Annotated in this window: 21 protein-coding genes; 1 reads left to right on the top strand and 20 read right to left on the bottom strand. The window is 47.0% G+C overall.

The genetic code is table 11. From position 1 onward, the window contains the following. Positions 1-103: 103 nt before the first annotated feature. Entirely contained in the window at positions 104-1285 is a 1182-nt protein-coding gene (gene alr / locus ABK447_RS07890; RefSeq protein ID WP_094031829.1) for an alanine racemase, read from the top strand. 148 nt (positions 1286-1433) lie between these two features. On the opposite strand, the gene spo0A is transcribed toward alr, so the two are convergent. The 20 genes from spo0A to spoIIIAC form a co-directional block, all read right to left on the bottom strand. Then, entirely contained in the window at positions 1434-2234 is an 801-nt protein-coding gene (spo0A, locus tag ABK447_RS07885; protein ID WP_003153177.1) for a sporulation transcription factor Spo0A, read from the bottom strand. 280 nt (positions 2235-2514) lie between these two features. Then, the gene (gene spoIVB, locus ABK447_RS07880) at positions 2515-3795 is read right to left on the bottom strand and encodes a SpoIVB peptidase (protein ID WP_043020798.1); all 1281 of its coding nucleotides are present in this window, start codon (positions 3793-3795) and stop codon (positions 2515-2517) included. 163 nt (positions 3796-3958) lie between these two features. Beyond that, the gene (recN, locus tag ABK447_RS07875; RefSeq protein WP_007408359.1) at positions 3959-5689 is read right to left on the bottom strand and encodes a DNA repair protein RecN; all 1731 of its coding nucleotides are present in this window, start codon (positions 5687-5689) and stop codon (positions 3959-3961) included. A 31-nt stretch (positions 5690-5720) separates the two neighbouring features. Beyond that, positions 5721-6170 carry a transcriptional regulator AhrC/ArgR gene (gene ahrC / locus ABK447_RS07870; RefSeq protein ID WP_003153173.1) on the bottom strand — a complete coding sequence of 150 codons (450 nt, stop codon included), beginning with the start codon at positions 6168-6170 and terminating at the stop codon, positions 5721-5723. Positions 6171-6266: 96 nt separating this feature from the next. Next, complete coding sequence (locus ABK447_RS07865) at positions 6267-7112, bottom strand: TlyA family RNA methyltransferase (protein ID WP_007612503.1); 846 nt, start codon at positions 7110-7112, stop codon at positions 6267-6269. Next, positions 7109-9010, bottom strand: a complete 1902-nt coding sequence (gene dxs / locus ABK447_RS07860) for a 1-deoxy-D-xylulose-5-phosphate synthase (protein WP_012117963.1) — start codon at positions 9008-9010, stop codon at positions 7109-7111. Before dxs ends, ABK447_RS07865 begins: the two co-directional genes overlap by 4 nt. 143 nt (positions 9011-9153) lie before the next feature. Then, positions 9154-10044, bottom strand: coding sequence for a polyprenyl synthetase family protein (locus ABK447_RS07855; protein ID WP_007408353.1), 891 nt, complete (start codon positions 10042-10044; stop codon positions 9154-9156). Continuing rightward, the gene (locus ABK447_RS07850; RefSeq protein ID WP_007408352.1) at positions 10034-10288 is read right to left on the bottom strand and encodes an exodeoxyribonuclease VII small subunit; all 255 of its coding nucleotides are present in this window, start codon (positions 10286-10288) and stop codon (positions 10034-10036) included. The genes ABK447_RS07855 and ABK447_RS07850 overlap by 11 nt, the downstream gene beginning before the upstream one ends. Continuing rightward, positions 10288-11631, bottom strand: coding sequence for an exodeoxyribonuclease VII large subunit (xseA, locus tag ABK447_RS07845; RefSeq protein ID WP_007408351.1), 1344 nt, complete (start codon positions 11629-11631; stop codon positions 10288-10290). The genes ABK447_RS07850 and xseA overlap by 1 nt, the downstream gene beginning before the upstream one ends. Positions 11632-11754: 123 nt before the next feature. Beyond that, entirely contained in the window at positions 11755-12606 is an 852-nt protein-coding gene (gene folD / locus ABK447_RS07840) for a bifunctional methylenetetrahydrofolate dehydrogenase/methenyltetrahydrofolate cyclohydrolase FolD (RefSeq protein ID WP_007408350.1), read from the bottom strand. Positions 12607-12617: 11 nt separating this feature from the next. Next, positions 12618-13010, bottom strand: a complete 393-nt coding sequence (gene nusB, locus ABK447_RS07835) for a transcription antitermination factor NusB (RefSeq protein WP_007408349.1) — start codon at positions 13008-13010, stop codon at positions 12618-12620. Between the two features lie 264 nt (positions 13011-13274). After that, a complete protein-coding gene (locus ABK447_RS07830; RefSeq protein ID WP_003153156.1) occupies positions 13275-13682 on the bottom strand; it encodes an Asp23/Gls24 family envelope stress response protein in 408 nt (135 codons plus the stop codon). A 21-nt stretch (positions 13683-13703) separates the two neighbouring features. Beyond that, the gene (gene accC / locus ABK447_RS07825; protein ID WP_007408348.1) at positions 13704-15056 is read right to left on the bottom strand and encodes an acetyl-CoA carboxylase biotin carboxylase subunit; all 1353 of its coding nucleotides are present in this window, start codon (positions 15054-15056) and stop codon (positions 13704-13706) included. Positions 15057-15070: 14 nt separating this feature from the next. Then, entirely contained in the window at positions 15071-15550 is a 480-nt protein-coding gene (accB, locus tag ABK447_RS07820; RefSeq protein WP_007408347.1) for an acetyl-CoA carboxylase biotin carboxyl carrier protein, read from the bottom strand. Between the two features lie 153 nt (positions 15551-15703). Next, positions 15704-16354: a SpoIIIAH-like family protein gene (locus ABK447_RS07815; RefSeq protein WP_007408346.1), complete on the bottom strand. Its 651-nt coding sequence runs from the start codon at positions 16352-16354 to the stop codon at positions 15704-15706. Between the two features lie 3 nt (positions 16355-16357). Further along, positions 16358-17050, bottom strand: coding sequence for a stage III sporulation protein AG (spoIIIAG, locus tag ABK447_RS07810; protein WP_033574142.1), 693 nt, complete (start codon positions 17048-17050; stop codon positions 16358-16360). Further along, a complete protein-coding gene (spoIIIAF, locus tag ABK447_RS07805) occupies positions 17043-17663 on the bottom strand; it encodes a stage III sporulation protein AF (protein WP_003153146.1) in 621 nt (206 codons plus the stop codon). The genes spoIIIAG and spoIIIAF overlap by 8 nt, the downstream gene beginning before the upstream one ends. A gap of 16 nt (positions 17664-17679) precedes the next feature. Then, positions 17680-18888: a stage III sporulation protein AE gene (gene spoIIIAE / locus ABK447_RS07800; RefSeq protein ID WP_052827643.1), complete on the bottom strand. Its 1209-nt coding sequence runs from the start codon at positions 18886-18888 to the stop codon at positions 17680-17682. A gap of 26 nt (positions 18889-18914) precedes the next feature. Continuing rightward, the gene (gene spoIIIAD / locus ABK447_RS07795; RefSeq protein ID WP_071392571.1) at positions 18915-19304 is read right to left on the bottom strand and encodes a stage III sporulation protein AD; all 390 of its coding nucleotides are present in this window, start codon (positions 19302-19304) and stop codon (positions 18915-18917) included. A 12-nt stretch (positions 19305-19316) separates the two neighbouring features. Further along, complete coding sequence (gene spoIIIAC / locus ABK447_RS07790; protein WP_003153142.1) at positions 19317-19523, bottom strand: stage III sporulation protein AC; 207 nt, start codon at positions 19521-19523, stop codon at positions 19317-19319. Between the last annotated feature and the right edge of the window lie 16 nt (positions 19524-19539).

Raw genomic sequence — 19539 nt, 5'->3', positions numbered from 1 at the left:
CAGCGATCACCTTCCCTTGTTTTGAATGATTTCAGTTCAAGGTGAATAGAATGCAGATTGAAAGCATGAGTACTGAAACTCATTAAGGAAAGAAGGAATCGTGATGAAAAAACTTTGCCGGGAAGTTTGGATTGAAGTTGACCTTGATGCGATAAAAAAGAACGTACGGGCGATCCGCCGCCATATTCCGAATACGTCTAAAATTATGGCCGTCGTAAAAGCGAACGCTTATGGCCACGGCTCTGTGGAAGTAGCGCGGCAGGCACTGGAAAGCGGGGCGAGCGAGCTCGCTGTCGCCAGCGTCGAAGAGGGAATTGTGTTACGGAGAGCGGGAATTACGGCACCTATTCTTGTGCTCGGCTTCACAGCTCTCAGCTGTGTGAAAAAATCTGCCGTTTGGAACATAACATTATCAGCGTTTCAAGTCAGCTGGATCAAAAAAGCGAATCGGATATTGGAAAAAGAAGCAGATTCGAAACGGCTGTCCATTCATATCAATGTGGATACGGGAATGGGCCGGCTGGGTGTGCGTACGGAAGAAGATCTTTTAGCAGTGGTGAAAGCGCTCAAGTCGAGTACATATCTGTCATGGGATGGCATCTTTACACATTTTTCAACAGCGGATGAACCGGACACTGAGCTGACGATGCTGCAGCACGAAAAGTTTATCAGCTTTCTCCGCTTTTTAAAAAATCAAGACATTACGCTGCCTACCGTGCATATGTGCAATACAGCCGCCGCTATCGCATTCCCGGAATTCAGCGCCGACATGATCCGTTTAGGCATTGGGTTATATGGTTTATATCCGTCCGCCTCGATAAAGGAACTGAACCTCGTGGATCTCACACCCGCACTAAGTTTAAAGGCGCGTATCGCTTATGTGAAAGCTATGGTGACAGATCCCCGGACCGTCAGTTATGGCGCCACATATATCGCCGAACCGGGTGAAATCATCGCGACGATTCCAATCGGCTATGGTGACGGTTACTCCCGCGCCCTGTCCAACCGCGGGTTTATTCTTCACCGCGGCAGACGGGTGCCGGTGGCGGGGAGAGTGACAATGGATATGATCATGGTCAGTTTAGGTGAGAATGAGGGCAAACAAGGAGAAGAAGTCGTCATCTACGGTAAACAACAAGGAGCCGAGATTTCCGTTGATGAAATTGCCGAAATGCTCGGTACGATCAGCTACGAAGTCTTAGCTGTGTTAAGCCGCCGCGTCCCCCGCTTTTATTTCAGAGACGGCAAAATCATTAAAATATCAGCTCCGGTATTATACGTGTAGACGGCATAGATCCCGCATTTATGTATAGAACAAGTACCGACGTGAGTGATTTCCATTGTTTTCGCCAGCAAAATTTCAAAACGCCTTCTCTTCCGCGTTCATGCACGGAATAGAAGGCGCGAAAAAGACATCTAGCCAAAAGCTTGCGTTACGAAGCTTTATGCTCCAATCTCAGCTTGTCAGCAACCATCGCGATGAATTCCGAGTTGGTTGGTTTTGCTTTTGTCATGCTGACCGTATATCCGAACAGTGAAGAAATGGAATCAATATTTCCCCTGCTCCATGCGACTTCAATGGCGTGGCGGATGGCCCGTTCTACACGGCTTGCAGTCGTGTTGAATTTTTTGGCGATGTCGGGATAAAGGACTTTTGTGATGCTGCCGAGGAGTTCAATATCGTTATACACCATGGAAATGGCTTCACGCAAATAAAGATAGCCTTTGATATGGGCAGGCACACCGATCTCATGGATAATGCTTGTAATGCTGGCATCGAGATTTTTCCGCTTCGGCTCAGGCTGGCTGCGGATAATGCTGCTTTGCGCAGACGGCGCACGGTGTGTGACACTGCTGACATTTCCGCTTACCTGGCGGATATGGCCGACAAGGTTTTCCATATCAAACGGCTTCAGGATGAAATAGGACGCGCCTAAATCGACGGCTTTTTTCGTAACGTCTTCCTGACCGAATGCCGTCAGCATGATGACGTTCGGCTGCTTCTCGAGCTCTGATTCCCGCAGACGCTCCAAAACCGCAAGTCCGTCCAGATGCGGCATGATAATGTCTAAAACGAGCACATCTGGATTCTTATCTTTAAACAAAGAAAGACATTCCTGTCCGTTATAAGCAACGCCGATCACTTCCATATCATCCTGTCCCTCTATATATTCACTCAACAGGCTTACAAGCTCTCGATTATCATCAGCAACACAAACTTTAATTTTCTCCACGTTTCTTCCTCCCCCAATGTATTAACAGGACGCAACCCATTTGACTGCTACATGTTACATTCGACAAAACCACTACTTCCCCTTTTAAAAAATCCATATTTACCAATAATAGTGGTATATCTTTGTTTTTCTAGCATTTTCTAGGTTTTTCGACTAAAAATTAAGTTTGACAAATCAGGAAACGTGAATTTGTCGAAAAATCTTCATGTCTTATTTTACATGAATCCAGGAAAGAAGTGAAGAACGCATCACATAAAAAAACTGCCGGATCATCCGGCAGTCAGCTTGCTTTGTCTTTCCCGTAAACATCAACACCCGCTTCAGACAGCATCCATTCGATATGAACGCCGTAGCCGCTTGTCGGATCATTGACAAATACGTGGGTTACGGCTCCGACGACCTTTCCGTTCTGGATGATCGGGCTTCCGCTCATCCCCTGAACGATTCCGCCGGTTCTTTTCAGCAGTTTCGGATCTGTCACTTTCAACACCATTCCCTTTGTCGCCGGGAATTTTTGCGGCGTGGTGCTGACGATTTCAATATCAAATTTCTCTACTTTATCGTTTTCGATAACCGTCAGCATTTGCGCAGGTCCTTTTTTTACTTCATTTGACAAAGCAATCGGAAGCGCTTTGTCGGAAATGTTGTTTTTAATCGGCTGATGCAGTGTCCCGAAGATGCCGAACGGGCTGTTGCGGTTAATATCGCCGATCGTTTTCCGTTCTGACGAAAACCTTGCCAGTTTTTCGCCTGGATTGCCGCCTTTTCCTTTTTCAATCGATGTTACAGTTGAACGGACGATTTCTCCGTCTTCTACAACAATCGGTTTTTTTGTATCCATATCAGAGATGACGTGGCCCAATGCGCCGTATTTTTTTGTTTTCGGTTCAAAAAATGTCATGGTGCCGATGCCGGCTGCCGAATCGCGGATATAAAGGCCGATTCGATATTTCCCCTCGGCTTCGTCCTTTGTCGGAATCAGCTTTGTTTTGATTTTTTGCTTATCGCGTTTCACCAATAAATCCAAAGATTCACCGGTTTTGCCCGCTTTTTGAATAAACGGGGCGATGTCGCTCATTTTTTCAATTTTATGTCCGTTCATTTTAATAATGATGTCGCCAGATTCAATTCCCGCTTGTTCTCCCGGAGACTTTTTTCCATCCTTTGTCATCACTTGGTGAAAACCGACGACCAAAACACCGACTGAATGCAGTTTTACACCGATGGACTGTCCGCCCGGAATGACCTTCAATTCTGGAAGGACACGCACTTTCGTTTTTTTAATGGGAAATCCGGCAAGATCATATACTACTTCCGACCGGCCTTGTGTTTGCCCTGTTATGTTTGCATGGCCGTGCTCTTCTTTCAGCGTAAAGGCTTCTGATAATTCGCCCTTTTCAGCGCTTATTGATGCATTGACCGAAACGGCCTGTGTCTGGTTTTCAAAGACGCTCATTTCTGATGGTATCAGTAAATATTCTTTAAATGGCTTAAAAAAGCCTACACTTAGTAAAGAAACAAGGAGAATTACACCTATTGCTTTCCTCATGTTATCGTGCATTCATTCCTTCACTCTCCTCGCTCCTATCCCACACCACTTTCTTTTTCTGCTACATCTATACTTTTGCCTTCCTGCGCTTGATTTATAACCGGCATACGAAGAAAAACATTGGATACACTGTTAGAGAAATGGAACAAAAAAATAAGCTGCCTGTATCAGCAGCTTATCCTGTCGTTTTTACCTGTCCGGCCTGTTTTAAAAGCTCTTGTGCATGCCGTTTTGTCAGATCGGTCACTTCGACGCCCGCAATCATGCGACCGATTTCCGCTACCTTGTCCTGTTTGGAAAGCGGCGTGACATGCGTTGTCGTCCGGCCGTCTTTGAATTCTTTTGCGATTAGAAGGTGCGTATCCGCCATAGCGGCAACCTGCGGCAGGTGTGTAATGCAGAGCACCTGTGAACCGGTCGATACTTTATGGATTTTTTCCGCGATGGCTTGGGCAACCCGCCCGCTTACACCGGTGTCCACTTCGTCAAAGATAATGGAGGTGACATCCTGCTGGGAAGAAAAAATACTCTTCATCGCCAGCATCACCCTTGAAAGCTCGCCTCCGGAAGCGACCTTTGACAGCGGTTTTAAAGGCTCACCGGTGTTTGTTGAAATTAAAAACTTCACAAGGTCAATCCCCTTTTGGGTAAGCTGCACGGGCTGCCCGTTAACAACCGGTGCTTCACTGGCTGACGGATCGGTTTTCACGAGAAATTCCGTATCAAACGTTGATTTGCCCATATACAGACTTTTTAATTCCTGATGAATCGCTTCCGCCAGTTTCTTAGCCCATGCTTTTCTGATTTTTGATAAATTGGCGGCTTCTACGGCCACATCTTTGCCGACCGACTCCAATTCCTTCTTCAGCGCTTCAAGGTGGCTGTCGCGGTTCTCGATTTGATCGATTTCCTCTTCTATTTTAGAGCCGTATTCCAAAATGTCTTCTACCGTCGCTCCGTATTTGCGCTTCAGCTGTTTGATCTCATTTAAACGGGTTTCAATAAAATTCAGCCGTTCCGGGTCATATTCCAGATCATCTAACAGATTGCGCATCTGAAAGGTTGCATCCTCCAGCAGATAATAGGAACTTGACACACTTTCTGACAGCTTTTGCAGCGGTTCATTGATATCCGAAATATCTTCAAGCTGGGCAGAGGCCATTCCGACCCAGTCAAGCCCCCCCTGCTCGCTGCGGAGCGCATTATAGGCGTTTTGCAATGATTCATAAATTTTTTCAAAATTGGATATCTGCTTCCGTTCTTCCTGAAGAAGCTCGTCTTCATTCAATTCAAGCTTCGCCGACTCGATTTCTTCAAGCTGAAATTGAATCAGGTCTAGCCGATGCGCCATTTCCTGCTCGCTTTCTGACAGCTTCTTCACTTTTTTGAGCAGCTTCATATAACGCTCATAGCCTTCATGGTAAGCCTGAAGCGCGGATTCGGCCTCAGCGCCCGCAAACCTGTCCAACAGCTCTAAGTGTTTATCGTCCTCCATTAACAGCTGGTTATCATGCTGTCCGTGAATATCTAATAAAAGTCTGCCGATCTCCCTTAAAGCCGCAATCGTCACTAATTTTCCGTTGACACGGCAGACGCTTTTTCCTCCGGCATTAATGTCCCTTCTCATGACAATCATGTCGTCAGATGCGTCTATTCCCTGCTCACGGCATACTTCAAAAACGGGATGACCGCTGTCCAAAAGAAACAGTCCTTCAAGCTCGGCCTTTGTTTCACCGTAACGGACAAATTCAGACGAACCGCGGCCGCCGACTAATAGGGAAACGGCGTCTATAATAATTGACTTGCCGGCCCCTGTTTCTCCCGTCAGGACGGTGAGCCCCCGTTCAAACGAAATCGTCAGTTCCTCTATAATGGCAAAGTTTTTTATTGATAGTTCAGCTAACAAACAGCATTCCACCTTTTATCTGATAATTACGCTACAGCAGCTCCAAAAGACGGCTTTGAACGCCCTCCGTATCTTCAGGCGTCCTGCAGATGATTAAGATCGTGTCATCTCCGCAAATCGTGCCCATGATTTCTTCCCATTCGAGATTATCCATCAGAGCGCCGATTGCCTGAGCATTCCCCGGCATCGTTTTTAATACGATCATATGGCTTGCTGAGTCAATTTTTACGAACGCATCCATTAATGAACGCTTCAGTTTTGACAGCGGATTGAACCGCTGATCCGCCGGCAGGCTGTATTTGTAGGAGCCGTTGTTTGTCGGCACCTTTACGAGATGCAGCTCTTTAATGTCTCTGGAGACAGTCGCCTGAGTTACCTTATATCCTTCTTCTCTCAGCATGTCAACTAAGTCATCCTGCGTTTCAATCTCATGGCTTGTAATAAGCTCTCTGATTTTTATATGCCTTTGGCCTTTTGTCATGTAAGCACCTCTGTTTTCAAGCTGTTCTTGTCATTATGTTAACCGCTTCTTGATAAAAAGTACATGATGGCAGAAAAAAGGAATAATAGCCCCCTATTATTCCGGTACATCTGTCTTTTTGGCTTTTAATGTCTCATGTGCTTCGCGGACGGTACGGAGAATGTCTTCTTCCGGCAGTTCAGCGCCGTTTCCGTCTTCTCCGCCCCATTCCAAATGAAGCAGAAACTCAATATTGCCGTCTCCCCCTGTAATCGGTGAGAAGGACAGTCCTTTCACTGTATATCCTTCAGAAGCGGCAAATTGATTCATGCGGCGGAGAACGTCAGTATGAACGCCGGGATCTCTGACAATGCCTTTTTTTCCGACGGATTCCCGTCCGGCTTCAAATTGCGGCTTCACCAGTGCGATGCAATCGCTCCCCGGTACAAGCAGCGTTTTTAAAACCGGCAGAATGAGGCGGAGTGAGATGAAAGAAACATCGATTGTCGCAAATTCCGGCAAACCCTCTGTGAAATCGGAAGGCTCGGAATAGCGGAAATTCGTCCGTTCCATGACGACGACCCTCTCGTCCTGTCTGAGCTTCCAAGCAAGCTGATTATAGCCGACATCCACTGCGTAGGACCGCTCGGCTCCGTTTTGGAGGGCGCAATCCGTGAATCCCCCTGTAGACGAGCCGATGTCAATCATCGTTTTGCCTTTTACCGAGACAGGAAACACTTCCAGAGCTTTTTCAAGCTTTAATCCGCCTCTGCTGACGTATTTAAGAGGGTTTCCTTTTACCGTTAACGGAAGATCCCGGGCGATTTTTTCACCCGGTTTGTCCAATCGGTTTTCATTTGAGTATACGATGCCCGCCATAATGGCGCGTTTCGCTTTTTCCCGCGTTTCCGCAAGGCCTTTTTCTACAAGAAGTACATCTAATCGTTCTTTTTTTGCTGTCATGATCCAATTCCTTTATGTGTCTTCGGCGGCATCAGCAGTTTGATCCGGTTCATAACCTCAGCCTTCGTGAGACCGATTTCTTCAAGCAGGGCGGTTACGCTGCCGTGTTCAATAAACCGGTCTGGGATGCCCATTCTGTCAATCGGCGTATGATACATGCCGAGGTCATGAGCGTATTCAAGAATCGTGCTGCCGAATCCGCCTTCAAGCACGGCTTCTTCTATCGTTAAAATCGGCAGACCTTCATTAAGAATGGCCTTCATCATTTGTTTATCAATCGGTTTTATAAACCGCGCATTCACGACACGCACGGACAGGCCTTCTTTTTGCAGTTCTTCAGCCGCTTCCAGCGCCATTTCAATGGTCGTACCGAATGTTAAAATGACCGCGTCTTTTCCGGGACGGAGCACTTCCCATGTTCCGATCGGAATGGTTTTCAGCTCTTTATCCATCTTTACGCCGAGCCCGTTCCCGCGCGGGAAGCGCATCGCGATCGGACCCTCCTCATAATTAAGGGCTGTATTGACCATATGGCGGCCTTCATTTTCATCCTTCGGCATCATTAAAACGAGGTTTGGTATATGCCGCAAAAAGGCGATGTCAAAGACGCCTTGATGCGTCTCCCCGTCGGCGCCGACCAAACCGGCGCGGTCAATGCCGATAAATACATTCGCGTTTTGACGGCAGATGTCATGGACGACCTGATCGTACGCCCGCTGCAAAAAGGTCGAATAAATCGCAAGAAACGGCTTCATGCCTTGGAGCGCCATTCCAGCCGCCATCGTCGCCGCATGCTGTTCTGCGATTCCAACGTCAAACATGCGTTCAGGGAATTCTTTCGCAAACCCTTCCAGTTTGGAGCCGACCGGCATGGCCGGTGTAATGGCTACAATTCTGTCATCCTCACGCGCCAGCTCCTGCACGGTGCCGCTGACAAGTCCGCTCCATGAAGGCGCCGCGGCTTTCGGCTTGACGAAATCACCCGTATTGATTTTGTACGGCCCCGTTCCGTGCCATGTGCCGATTGTGTCGGTCTCAGCCGGTTTATAGCCTTTGCCCTTTTTCGTAATGACATGTAAAAGGACAGGGCCTTTCGTTTTTTTGGCGTATTGCAGGTTTTCAAACAGTTCGTGGTAGGAATGACCGTCAACCGGGCCTAAATACGTAAAGCCCAGCTCTTCAAAAAACATGCCTGACACAAGCATATATTTTAAGCTGTCTTTTATCCGTTCAGCTGTGGCAGCCAATTTTCCGCCGACGGCCGGGATGCGCTTAAATAAATATTCAAGCTCGTCTTTTACCCATTGATATTTGCCGGCCGTGCGAAGCCGTCCCAGCATAGAATGAATCGCCCCGACATTCGGCGCAATGCTCATCTCATTATCATTCAGGATGACGATCATGTCTTTTTTCTCATCACCGATATGGTTCAGCGCTTCAAGCGCCATTCCTCCGGTTAAAGCGCCGTCTCCGATAATCGGGATGATATATTCTTTCGATCCTTTAATATCACGGGCGGCAGCCATTCCCATCGCGCCTGAGAGCGAGGTTGAGCTGTGGCCTGTTTCCCATACGTCATGTTCGCTTTCGCTGCGTTTCGGGAAACCGCAAAGCCCTTTATATTGGCGCAAGGTTTCAAACTCCTTGCCGCGTCCGGTTAACAGTTTATGAACATAGGACTGATGTCCGACATCCCATAAAAATTTATCTTTCGGACTGTCAAATTCTTTGTGAAGCGCAATTGTCAGCTCGACAACCCCGAGGTTCGGCCCAATATGGCCGCCAGAGGCAGACAGCGATGTGATGAGGAAATTGCGGATCTCCTCACTCAGCTCTTCCAGCTGTTCAATTGACATCTTTTTAAGAAATGACGGGTCCTGTATTGATAAAAGATCCAAAGCGGATCAACTCACTTTCAGCATGAATTTCTGCAAATTAAACAGTGTCTTTTTGAAAAGAGAAAAAGACTCCCTTTGTATTTTCATCGAAACTGCTTACATTTTACCATAGGAGCGGCAGCCCCTTCAAATCAGGACCGTTTTTAATGATCTCTCGCCGCGATTAAATCACAGAGGTCATGCAGCAGTTCTTTCTGAAGAGAAAGGCCGCTGATGATCTGTTTCGCCTCGCTGATATGATACGCAAGCTTTTCTTTCGCGCCTTCAAGCGTTAAAAGCGACGGATACGTTGATTTTTCGTTCGACGTATCTGAGCCGACCGGTTTGCCGATCCTCTCCTCATGCCCTTCAATATCAAGGATGTCGTCTCTGATTTGAAATCCGATGCCGATATGGCTGCTGAACAGACGCAGCTTTTCGACTTCATCCTCCGGCGCATCTGCCAAAATGGCGCCCGCCGTCACGGAAAAACCGAGGAGCTTGGCCGTTTTCCGCTCGTGGATGGATTCCAGCTCCTCAAGCGTTATCCGCTTTTGTTCCGCTTCCATGTCGGCAGCCTGTCCGCCGACCATTCCTTCCGTTCCCGCCGCGCTGATCAGCTCATCGACGAGACGGAGCCGTTTTTCTGCTGAAACCGCCTCAGACACATGAGATGTGATCAGTTTAAAGCTTTCTGTCAGAAGCCCGTCTCCGGCCAATACGGCTGCCGCTTCTCCGAAGACTTTATGGTTTGTGGGCTTTCCCCGGCGCAGATCATCATCGTCCATGCAAGGCAGATCATCATGGATTAAAGAATACGTATGAATCATTTCGACAGCGCACCCGACCGGAATCCCGTCTTTTTCATCTTTTCCGTAAGCATTCAGAACGGCTAAGACGACGAGGGGGCGCAGCCTCTTTCCGCCCGCTTCCAAAGAATACAGCATAGATTTTTTGAGGGTTTCCGGCATCGCAAGCCGTTCTGTATACAAAGAAAGCTGCTGTTCAATCAGTTGTTTGCGCGATGCTAAAAATGCGTCCAGTTTATTTGTCACCTTCGTCTTCCTCCTGAACGCTGAAAGGTGCAAGTTCGCCGTTATCTTTTAAAATAAAGTCCATTTGCTTTTCGACATGCTGAAGCTTTTCATGGCACATTTTTGAAAGGGCCATCCCTTCCTGAAAATAATTAATCGCCTGCTCCAGCGGCACGTCTCCTTCTTCAAGCTTTGCCACAATGCCTTCAAGGCCTTTCATCGCCTCTTCAAATGTCAGCTCTTCACTTTTTTTGGTTTCTGTCATTATCGTTCGCCTCTCTTTTGCAATACTTCACACGTCAGAACGCCGTCTGTCATCTTTACTTCAAGCGTATCATTTTGTTCCACTTGATCAACGCTTTTGATCAGCTCTTTGTCTTTATAGGCCAGACTGTATCCTCTCTCCATCACCTGAAGGGGACTTAATGCATTCAGTTTACCAAGAACCGTCTGAAACTGCGAATGAAGCTGCTTCAGCTGGACATTCATGCTTCGGGCGAGCTGATTTGAGCGCTCCTCGTACCGTTTTTTCGCCTGTTTCAGCTGGGTTTCAGGGTGGAGCGCCGTTAATCTGTACGTATTCCGCTCCAGCTGCCTTTGTTTCCTGTCCGTAAGCCCTGTGAGCTGTGATTGGAACTGCTGATACAAAAGGTCAAACTGCTGTTCTTTTTGGGTATACAATCGTTTCGGAAAACGGAACGCGTAGGATGACTGGAGCGATTGAACCCGTTCTTTTTTCTTGCTGATATGCTGCTGCATCGCTCTTGTCAGGCGGACTTCCGCCGTTTTTGTCCGTTCCATTAAGTCCGTCGTGTGGGGGACGGCGATTTCTGCCGCTCCTGTCGGCGTTGCCGCCCGGATATCCGCGACGAAATCACTGATTGTAAAATCTGTTTCATGTCCGACGGCTGATATAATCGGAATGGCGGAAGCAAAAATCGCCCGGGCCACGATTTCTTCGTTAAATGCCCACAATTCTTCGATCGAGCCCCCTCCCCTTCCGACGATCAGGACGTCACACATTTTTTGTGCATTGGCTTCTTCAATGCGCTTCACAATCGATCTGCTGGCATTTTCACCTTGAACGAGCGCGGGAAGCACAATGACTTTCACAAGGGGGTATCTTCTTTTGAGTGTGGTAATGACGTCTCTGACGGCTGCTCCCGTCGGTGACGTGACGACCCCGATCGTGGCCGGAAAAGCGGGGATGGCCTGCTTATGCCGGTCATCAAACAACCCTTCGCCGGCAAGTTTTTTCTTTAATTCTTCATATGCTAAGTAGAGCGCCCCCACACCGTCCGGCTGCATTTCTTTCGCGTACAGCTGATAGCTTCCGCTCGGTTCATAGACGGAGATGCCGCCTCTTACGATGACCTTCATTCCGTCTTCTGGCTTAAACGCAAGCCTCGAACTTTGCCTCTGAAACATGACGGCCTGCATGCGGGCATGCTCATCTTTTAATGTAAAATAGATGTGGCCTCTCGTATGAATTTTAACATTGGAGAGCTCACCCTTAATCCAAATGTCTTCAAGATGAGGGTCCACATCGAATTTTCGTTTAATGTATTTGGTCAGCGCGGAAACCGTGACATATGCCGCTTCACTCACATCCTGCACTCCTTTCATAAAGGCTTTTTGCCCTAAACTAAGAAAACCCGCTCTGGCTGAAAGGAGCCTTAAGAAGCGGGTATCGTGCTCATTGTCACACTTTTTGTGACTGTCTCCGGTTATCTATGATAACGTACGTCTGGCAGATTTAACAGTATTATGCGCAAGCATTGTGATGGTCATCGGACCTACTCCGCCCGGCACCGGCGTAATGAAAGATGCTTTTTCTTTCGCTTCATCAAACTGAACGTCTCCGCAAAGTTTTCCGCTTTCGAGACGGTTGACGCCGACATCAATGACAATGGCGCCCTCTTTGATTTGATCGGCTTTGATGAAGTTCGCTTTACCGACCGCTACCACGAGAATATCTGCTTTTTTCGTATGCTCAGACATATTTTTCGTGCGGGAATGACAATATGTGACGGTCGCGTTTTCGTTCAGCAGCAGCTGGCCGACCGGTTTACCGACAATATTGCTTCGTCCGACTACAACAACTTCTTTGCCGGAAAGATCTACGTTCGTCTTTTTCAATAACTCGACAATTCCGTGCGGCGTGCATGGAAGAAATGTATCTTCGCCAAGCAGCATTTTCCCGACGTTGAGAGGGTGGAAACCGTCAACATCCTTATCAGGGGAGATCCGCTCGATTACGGCTTTTTCAGAAATATGATCCGGGAGCGGCAGCTGGACGAGAATGCCGTGGAATTCCGGATTTTGATTATACTGATCAATCACTGTTAAAAGCTCCGCCTCGGTTAAACTTGAGTCAAAGCGGTCAAGCTTAAATTTCATTCCCATTGTTTCAGCGGCTTTTTTCTTGCCTGTCACATATGAAACAGAAGCGGGATCGTCTCCGATTAAAATGACCGCCAATCCAGGCACTACGCCTTGTGCTTTCAGCTCTTCTACTTCTTTTGCCAATTGTTCGCGTTTTTCTTTAGCCGTTTCTTTTCCGTCGATGATTGTTGCAGTCATTTTCTTTCCTCCTATGATTCGATATCAGTTTTAATGTTAGAAAGAACCCCGTTTACGAATTTTGCAGCTTTATCGTCGCCGAACCGTTTTGCCAGCTCGATTGCTTCGTTTAATGACACGTTAGCAGGAATGTCGTCAGAATAAACCATTTCATACACCGCCAGACGCAGGATCGCGCGGTCTACGTTTGCAATCCGGTCAAGCTTCCAATTGACGAGATGGCCGGAAATCATTTCATCAAGCTGAACCTGATGTTCGATCACTCCGTACACCAGCTGTTCAAAGAAGGCATCTGTTTTTTCACCATCAAGCGCGTGCTCAATGGCATCGTTCGGTGCAATATCGCTGACATCAATCTGAAAAAGTGCCTGCAAAGCTTTTTCTCTAGCTGTTCTTCTTTTCATTTTCTTTCTCCTTCAGATCCGCTTTATCCGCTTGTCGTTAAGCTTAAAGAGATCATAACATATTTTTTTCTCAATCGCATGTCGAAATTTAGGTTTTTTCACCCTAATGCCGAATATTTTCACAAACCGTATTAATTTCATTCGGATTTCACAGCATGAAGAAACTCGGCTGCCGTTTGTAAGCCGGCTTTCTTCATGCCTGAAATGACGGGAAACGTATAAAAAACCAAAGGGCTGCCCATCCCCTTGGTTTTTATACGCTCATTACATTTCTTCGTCGATTTCGACTTCTTGGGCTTTCGTGTCAAATTGAATGCCGACGATATGAATATTGATTTCATTAATGGTCAGAGACGTCATGTTTAATAAGGTTTGGCGGATATTCTCCTGAACGCTTGCCGCCACTTTCGGGATCGAGATCCCGAATTGAACGACGCAATAGACGTCGATGGTAATCCCGTCATCGGCTAAATCGACCTTTACGCCTTTGCCGTGATTGATTTTGCCGAAGCGTTCTACGACGCCCGTGGCGAAATTGCCGCGCATTTCAGCAACTCCTTCAACTTCGGAAGCGGCGATGCCGGCAATGACTTCAATGACCTCAGGAGCAATTTCAACCTTGCCTAAATGAGCCTCATCATGATCCATTTTAAGCACACTGTTGTCTTCCATTCAATTCACCTCCCGCAAAAATTATGAGCCCATTACATCATATGTTTCTAAAAACTTTGTATTAAACTCTCCGCTGACAAATGTTTCGTGTTCAAGCAGTTTCAAATGGAACGGAATCGTCGTTTCAATACCTTCAATCACGAATTCGCTCAGCGCGCGTTTCATCCGTGCGACTGCCTCATCACGCGTTGTTCCGTATGTGATGACTTTAGCAATCATACTGTCATAGTACGGCGGGATCGAGTAGCCGGGATATGCGGCTGAATCCACGCGTACGCCGAGTCCGCCCGGCGGCAGGTACATGTTAATTTTACCGGGTGAAGGCATGAAGTTTTTCGCAGGATTTTCAGCGTTGATGCGGCATTCAATCGCCCAGCCGTTAAATTCAACGTCTTCCTGTCTGAGCGAGAGCTCCTGTCCGGATGCCACTTTAATCTGTTCTTTGATCAGATCCGTTCCCGTCACCATTTCTGTGACAGGGTGCTCTACTTGAATACGCGTGTTCATTTCCATGAAGTAGTAGCGCTGTTCTCTGTAGTCATAGATGAATTCTACTGTGCCGGCTCCCGTGTAACCGACGGCCTTCGCTGCTTTTACCGCTGCTTCACCCATCTGCTCCCTGATTTCAGAATCAAGCGCAGGTGACGGTGACTCTTCAAGAAGTTTTTGCAGACGTCTTTGGATAGAACAGTCACGCTCTCCGAGATGGATTGTGTTTCCGTAATTATCCGCAAGCACCTGAATTTCAACATGGCGGAAATCTTCTATGTACTTCTCGATGTACACACCCGGATTTCCGAATGCCGTAGCGGCTTCCTGCTGGGTAATCTCAATGCCTTTGATCAGTTCTTCTTCTGTGCGTGCGACCCGGATGCCTTTTCCGCCTCCGCCCGCAGTGGCTTTTATAATGACAGGATACCCAATTTCACCTGCAAGCGAAACCGCTTCTTCCGTATTTTTTATGATTCCTTTTGAACCGGGCACAATCGGCACGCCCGCCAGCTGCATCGTGTCGCGCGCGATATCTTTTGTTCCCATTTTTGAAATGGCGTCAGCCGTAGGGCCGACAAACGTTACGTTTAATTCCTCGCACAGCTCGGCAAAGTCGGCGTTTTCAGCTAAAAACCCGTATCCCGGATGAATCGCATCCGTGCCGGTCAGCTTTGCGACGCTGACGATGTTCGTTACATTTAAATAGCTTTCTTTTGATGTTTTCGGCCCGATACAAAAAGCCTCATCGGCCATTTGGACATGCAGGGCGTCTTTATCTGCCTCAGAATAAACGGCTACAGTTTCAATGCCCAGCTCTTTGCAGGCCCGGATGATTCTGACGGCGATTTCTCCTCGGTTGGCGATCAATAGCTTTTTAATCATAATAGCAGGTCTCCTTACTCAGCTTTTACAAGAAATAGAGGTTGTCCGTATTCGACCAGCTGGCCGTTTTCAACTAACACTTCAACGATTTCTCCTTTTACTTCGGCTTCAATCTCGTTAAAGAGTTTCATTGCTTCTACGATACAAACAACTGTATTTTCGCTCACTTTTGAACCTTGGTTTACGTAAGGGCCGGCTTCCGGCGATGAAGAAGCATAAAACGTTCCGACCATCGGAGACGTAATTTTGTGCAGGTTTTCGTCTTGTTTCGGCGCTTCCTGAGCAGGAGCGGCTTCACTCGCTTCCGGTTTTGCAGCCTGCGGAGCAGGTGCGTAAGCGGCGGGAACGGCTTGGGCTTGTCCCGTTACATTCACTGCCGGCGCTTCATTTTTTTTCAGTTTGAGGCTTACGCCTTCAATTTCGTAAACAAATTCGTCGATGGAAGATTCATCGATTCTTTTTATCAGTTCATGAATTTCGTTGATTTTTAACATCAGTTTCCACTCCTATGTATAAAAAATAGAAATTTATGGGTTGCTACTAAAAGTACATACTATGTTTATCTTACAGGAGCGCTTGTGTAAATTCAACACTGATCTAAAATGACATCAGAAAAGCCCGCAGCGGGTGCGGGCGGTTCAGGTCTCTTACTTTGTCGGTTCAAACGTGACGGCGACGTCTTTCATCGTCTTGATTTCTTTTTCCACCAGGTCAATGATAGCGGAAGCTTTTGCGTTTGAATGTTTGTCAGACATGACGGTAATGTTGATTTTGTCTCCTTCAGCATCCACGAGCGCATCTTTGTAGCCTTGTGTTTTAATCAGCGTTTCCAGCTGTTTTTCCGTCCCTTCAGCATTGCTCAGCGCCGTCATTTTATCGTAGGCTTCGCTTTTTTCCTTTGCGGTCGCATCATCGCTTGAAACAATGCTGTTTAACTGTTCCCTTTCTTTGCTTCTCGCGTCTTCAAGCTCCATGCGGTATGCGGTAAATAAGTTTTCATCAGCTGTTTCTGTGGCGACCGATCCGTCTTTGTCCGATGCTTCGGCTGATGTTTCTTTATCCTCTTTTGTGCCTTTAGAATCTTTCGTTCCTTTTGTGCCGTCTTCTTTTTCCGTGCCGCTTCCGCTCTTATCTTTCGTTTCAGGAGCCGGCGTTTTTTCAGTGGCGACTTCTCCGCTGCTTTTTTCGCTTTTCATCTGCACGGCATTTTTGCTTTCCGGCGACATAATATAATAAACACTTAATACCACGACGAGACTGAGCATTGTTAAAAGCCAAACCGTTTGTTTTTTCAGCATGATTTATGAATCCTCCTTGATTTTTTTAGGGGCAACCGCTACACGGTAGCTCGGAACATCAAGCACCCTTGTGACGGCATCAATGATGGTTTTTTTTATTTGAACGTTGTCCACTCCCTGAGCGACAACGAGTACACCGCGGATATCGGGCTTTTTCGTCTGGACGACGACCGGGGTTTCCTGGTCCCCGTTTCGAATCATGACAATTTGTTCTTCAGAGGTTTGATCGGTTACGCTTCTTTTGCCGCCTTCTTTATCGGTTTCTTCAGTGGTGGTGTCTTTTTTCGTTTTATTTTTCTCAAACACTTTCAAAGATGTTGCGTCTACGTTTACGACAATTGAGACATCCTCCACGCCGATAATCGTTTCAAGGATTTCTTTCAGCTGGTTTTCATAGTCTCTTTCGTAATCATCGATCGTGGTTTTTGCGCTGCCGTCTTTCGATGCCTTAAAAACGGGTGCGCTTTTTTGCCCGCTTTTGTCTTCCGTTCGGCCGGACATGACGGTCTGCACCGCTTGGTCCTTCCCGGTTTTCTCCGGTGAAGAGAACAGCTGGCTGACCAGCATAAAAGATACCCCGAGCACAAACACGAACAGAAAGTAATGATATTTTGTCAGTTTTGGTTTTTCTCCGTCTTTCGCCTGTCCGATCATCAGCTGTTTTTTGAGTATGGTCCATAGTCCGTTTTTATTCATGGCCGTTTTTCTCCCCGCCTTCCATATAAACCGTAATTTTCTCACTGCCGATTTCCCATATATCCGCAAGTTTTTCTTTGATGTCTGCGGCCTCTTTTTTGTCGGCTGCGCCTTCCGGTTCGTATTTGCGGTCTGTGCGGATGTCGATCGGTGCGACGGTTTGCACGGTTTTTTCAGAAGATGGGGCCATATACACGCTGATCGTTTTTACATCTTCTTCTGAACGAACCTGTTCTTCCGCTGTAAGGCGGATGTCGTCTATTTTGTATTCGTCATGACTGAACATCTCCTCCGCTTTCTTTTTTAGTTGGACAGCCATTTCTTCTAAAACATATGCGCGGTTTGATGCTTGTATTTCTTTTTTTTCTGATTTAATTTGATTTTTTATATCAGCGGATTGAGATTGCTCTTGTTTTGTCAAATAATCGAAGATGATTTCCGGGTCTGTTTTGAAAAGTTTGAATATCGGGTTGAGCATGACAATGATTAACAGCAGGCTGACAACCATCTTGGCGTATTTTTGCATACTGGAGCTGGGCAGCAGCATGTCGATGACGATGGCGAATAAGATAAATAAAATAATGCTTGTCAGCCATTCTGTTAAAAAGCTCATATCCAATGGGCCTCCTTTATTTCATCATCATAGTGAGGTTGCCTGCTGTAATAATGACTGTGATGCTGAGGAAAAACATGAGAGAGACGATGGCGAGCGCCGCGAAAATATACAGTACGCTTCTGCTGATGACGCCGAGGCACGTAATGACGGGCCCGCCTCCGAGCGGCTGCAGAATAGCGGCCGCGAGCTTATAAATAAAAGCGAGCGAGAGCACTTTGATCGCCGGAAACGCGGAGATGCAGATCAAAATTCCGACTCCGAGGATTCCCACGGTGTTTTTTAATAGGAGCGAGGCGCTGATGACCGTATCCGTCGCATCCGTAAACATCCGGCCGAGTACGGGAATAAAATTGCCTGTTATAAATTTTGCAGTCCTGAGCGTAATCCCGTCCGTCACGGCAGCCGAAGCCCCCTGTACGGAGATGACGCCGAGAAACACGGTGAGAAATACGGCAAGCGCTCCGATCGCGATATTTCTGAGCAGATTGGCAAGCTGCGTGACTTTATATTGATCCGTCATCGTGCTGACGATGCTTAAAATCGCTGACAGGAAGATAAGCGGCATGACGATGTTTTGAATGAGAAGGCCGCTCGTATTCATCAGAAATAAAATAACGGGGTGAAAAAAAGCTGCGGAGACGGCTCCCCCGGAAGACGCCAAAAGCGCGAGTAAAAGCGGGATGAGCGCGAGAATGAAGCTTGTCATCGTCTGGATCGCTTCACTGGCATAATTGACAGCAACATGAAAGCTGTTTAAAGCGAGAATAATCAGCACCATGTAGACGATTGCATAAGCCACTTTGCTGACGGTGCTCTGCTGGAACGCATTTTGCAGAAGCTGCAGAATGACACAAAAAATGGTGAGAAGGATCAAAGTGCCCAGAAGTTTTCCGTTTGCGAGCACTTCATGAAACAGGTAGGAAAATAAGGCCTTCAGCCACGCCTCTGGCGAGAACGTTTTTTCTCCGTTAATAAAGTCGATGATGCTTCCCTTTTGGCTTTCAGGCAAAAGACCGCCGTATTCTGTCATAATGTCGTCCCAAAACTTTCCGATACCTTCTGTTTTCAGCGCTTCGGCCTGCTTTTTCGCCACTTCATCAGCCGTTTCTTGGTGAACTGCGGTTTCCTGCGCCGCACCGTCTGTTCCGGCAGCTTGTACACATTCAGTCTGAAAAAATAAGAGGATGAACAAAAAAGCCCCCGCCCACCGAAAGCGCTTCATTTTTTGTGCCCCCTTTCCATTTATGATTAAGAAGGAATAAGTCCGAGAATCGTTTCAATAATAACGGTCAGTATCGGCACGGCCATTACCAGTATCAAAATTTTTCCGGCCAGCTCTATTTTCGAAGCAATCGCTCCCTGGCCCGCATCCTTTGTCAGCTGCGCTCCGAATTCAGCGATGTAGGCGATGCCGATAATTTTTAAAATGGTTTCCACATAGACCATATTGACATTTGCATTGACGGCTATTTTTTCTATCATTCTGATAATGTCGTAAATCTGGTCGATGAGATAAAGAAAGATCACGCAGCCGCTGAAGACGACAATCATAAACGCGAAAGTCGGTTTCTGTTCTTTTACGATCAGGGAGAGAAATGTGGCGATCAGGCCTAAACCTACAATTTGAACAATCTCAATCTGTAAGCCCCCCTATCCTTGGAATAGAAACACAGCTTTGATCTTTTTGAACAGGTCATCGACAATCGTCGCCACCATAAATAAAATATAGATAAAGCCAAGCAGCGTCACCCATTGGGCGTATTCTTTTTTTCCCATTTGGTCAAGTATGGTGTGCAGAAACGCAACCACGATACCGACTCCGGCGATTTGAAAAATGACATTTACGTCGACTCCCATTTTATGTTTGCTCCCC

Origin of the sequence: Bacillus sp. hwrm1 (assembly GCF_040207805.1) — a bacterium.
Taxonomy (GTDB): domain Bacteria; phylum Bacillota; class Bacilli; order Bacillales; family Bacillaceae; genus Bacillus; species Bacillus velezensis.
This window is presented reverse-complemented; position numbering and strand designations above follow the sequence as displayed.

Coding starts and splice junctions, on each gene's coding strand:
- alr (WP_094031829.1), top strand. CDS start 104: ATGAAAAAACTTTGCCGGGAAGTTTGGATTGAAGTTGACCTTGATGCG.
- spoIVB (WP_043020798.1), bottom strand. CDS start 3,795: ATGCACGATAACATGAGGAAAGCAATAGGTGTAATTCTCCTTGTTTCT.
- ahrC (WP_003153173.1), bottom strand. CDS start 6,170: ATGACAAAAGGCCAAAGGCATATAAAAATCAGAGAGCTTATTACAAGC.
- ABK447_RS07865 (WP_007612503.1), bottom strand. CDS start 7,112: ATGACAGCAAAAAAAGAACGATTAGATGTACTTCTTGTAGAAAAAGGC.
- ABK447_RS07850 (WP_007408352.1), bottom strand. CDS start 10,288: ATGACAGAAACCAAAAAAAGTGAAGAGCTGACATTTGAAGAGGCGATG.
- folD (WP_007408350.1), bottom strand. CDS start 12,606: ATGACTGCAACAATCATCGACGGAAAAGAAACGGCTAAAGAAAAACGC.
- nusB (WP_007408349.1), bottom strand. CDS start 13,010: ATGAAAAGAAGAACAGCTAGAGAAAAAGCTTTGCAGGCACTTTTTCAG.
- ABK447_RS07830 (WP_003153156.1), bottom strand. CDS start 13,682: ATGGAAGACAACAGTGTGCTTAAAATGGATCATGATGAGGCTCATTTA.
- accC (WP_007408348.1), bottom strand. CDS start 15,056: ATGATTAAAAAGCTATTGATCGCCAACCGAGGAGAAATCGCCGTCAGA.
- accB (WP_007408347.1), bottom strand. CDS start 15,550: ATGTTAAAAATCAACGAAATTCATGAACTGATAAAAAGAATCGATGAA.
- ABK447_RS07815 (WP_007408346.1), bottom strand. CDS start 16,354: ATGCTGAAAAAACAAACGGTTTGGCTTTTAACAATGCTCAGTCTCGTC.
- spoIIIAG (WP_033574142.1), bottom strand. CDS start 17,050: ATGAATAAAAACGGACTATGGACCATACTCAAAAAACAGCTGATGATC.
- spoIIIAF (WP_003153146.1), bottom strand. CDS start 17,663: ATGAGCTTTTTAACAGAATGGCTGACAAGCATTATTTTATTTATCTTA.
- spoIIIAE (WP_052827643.1), bottom strand. CDS start 18,888: ATGAAGCGCTTTCGGTGGGCGGGGGCTTTTTTGTTCATCCTCTTATTT.
- spoIIIAC (WP_003153142.1), bottom strand. CDS start 19,523: ATGGGAGTCGACGTAAATGTCATTTTTCAAATCGCCGGAGTCGGTATC.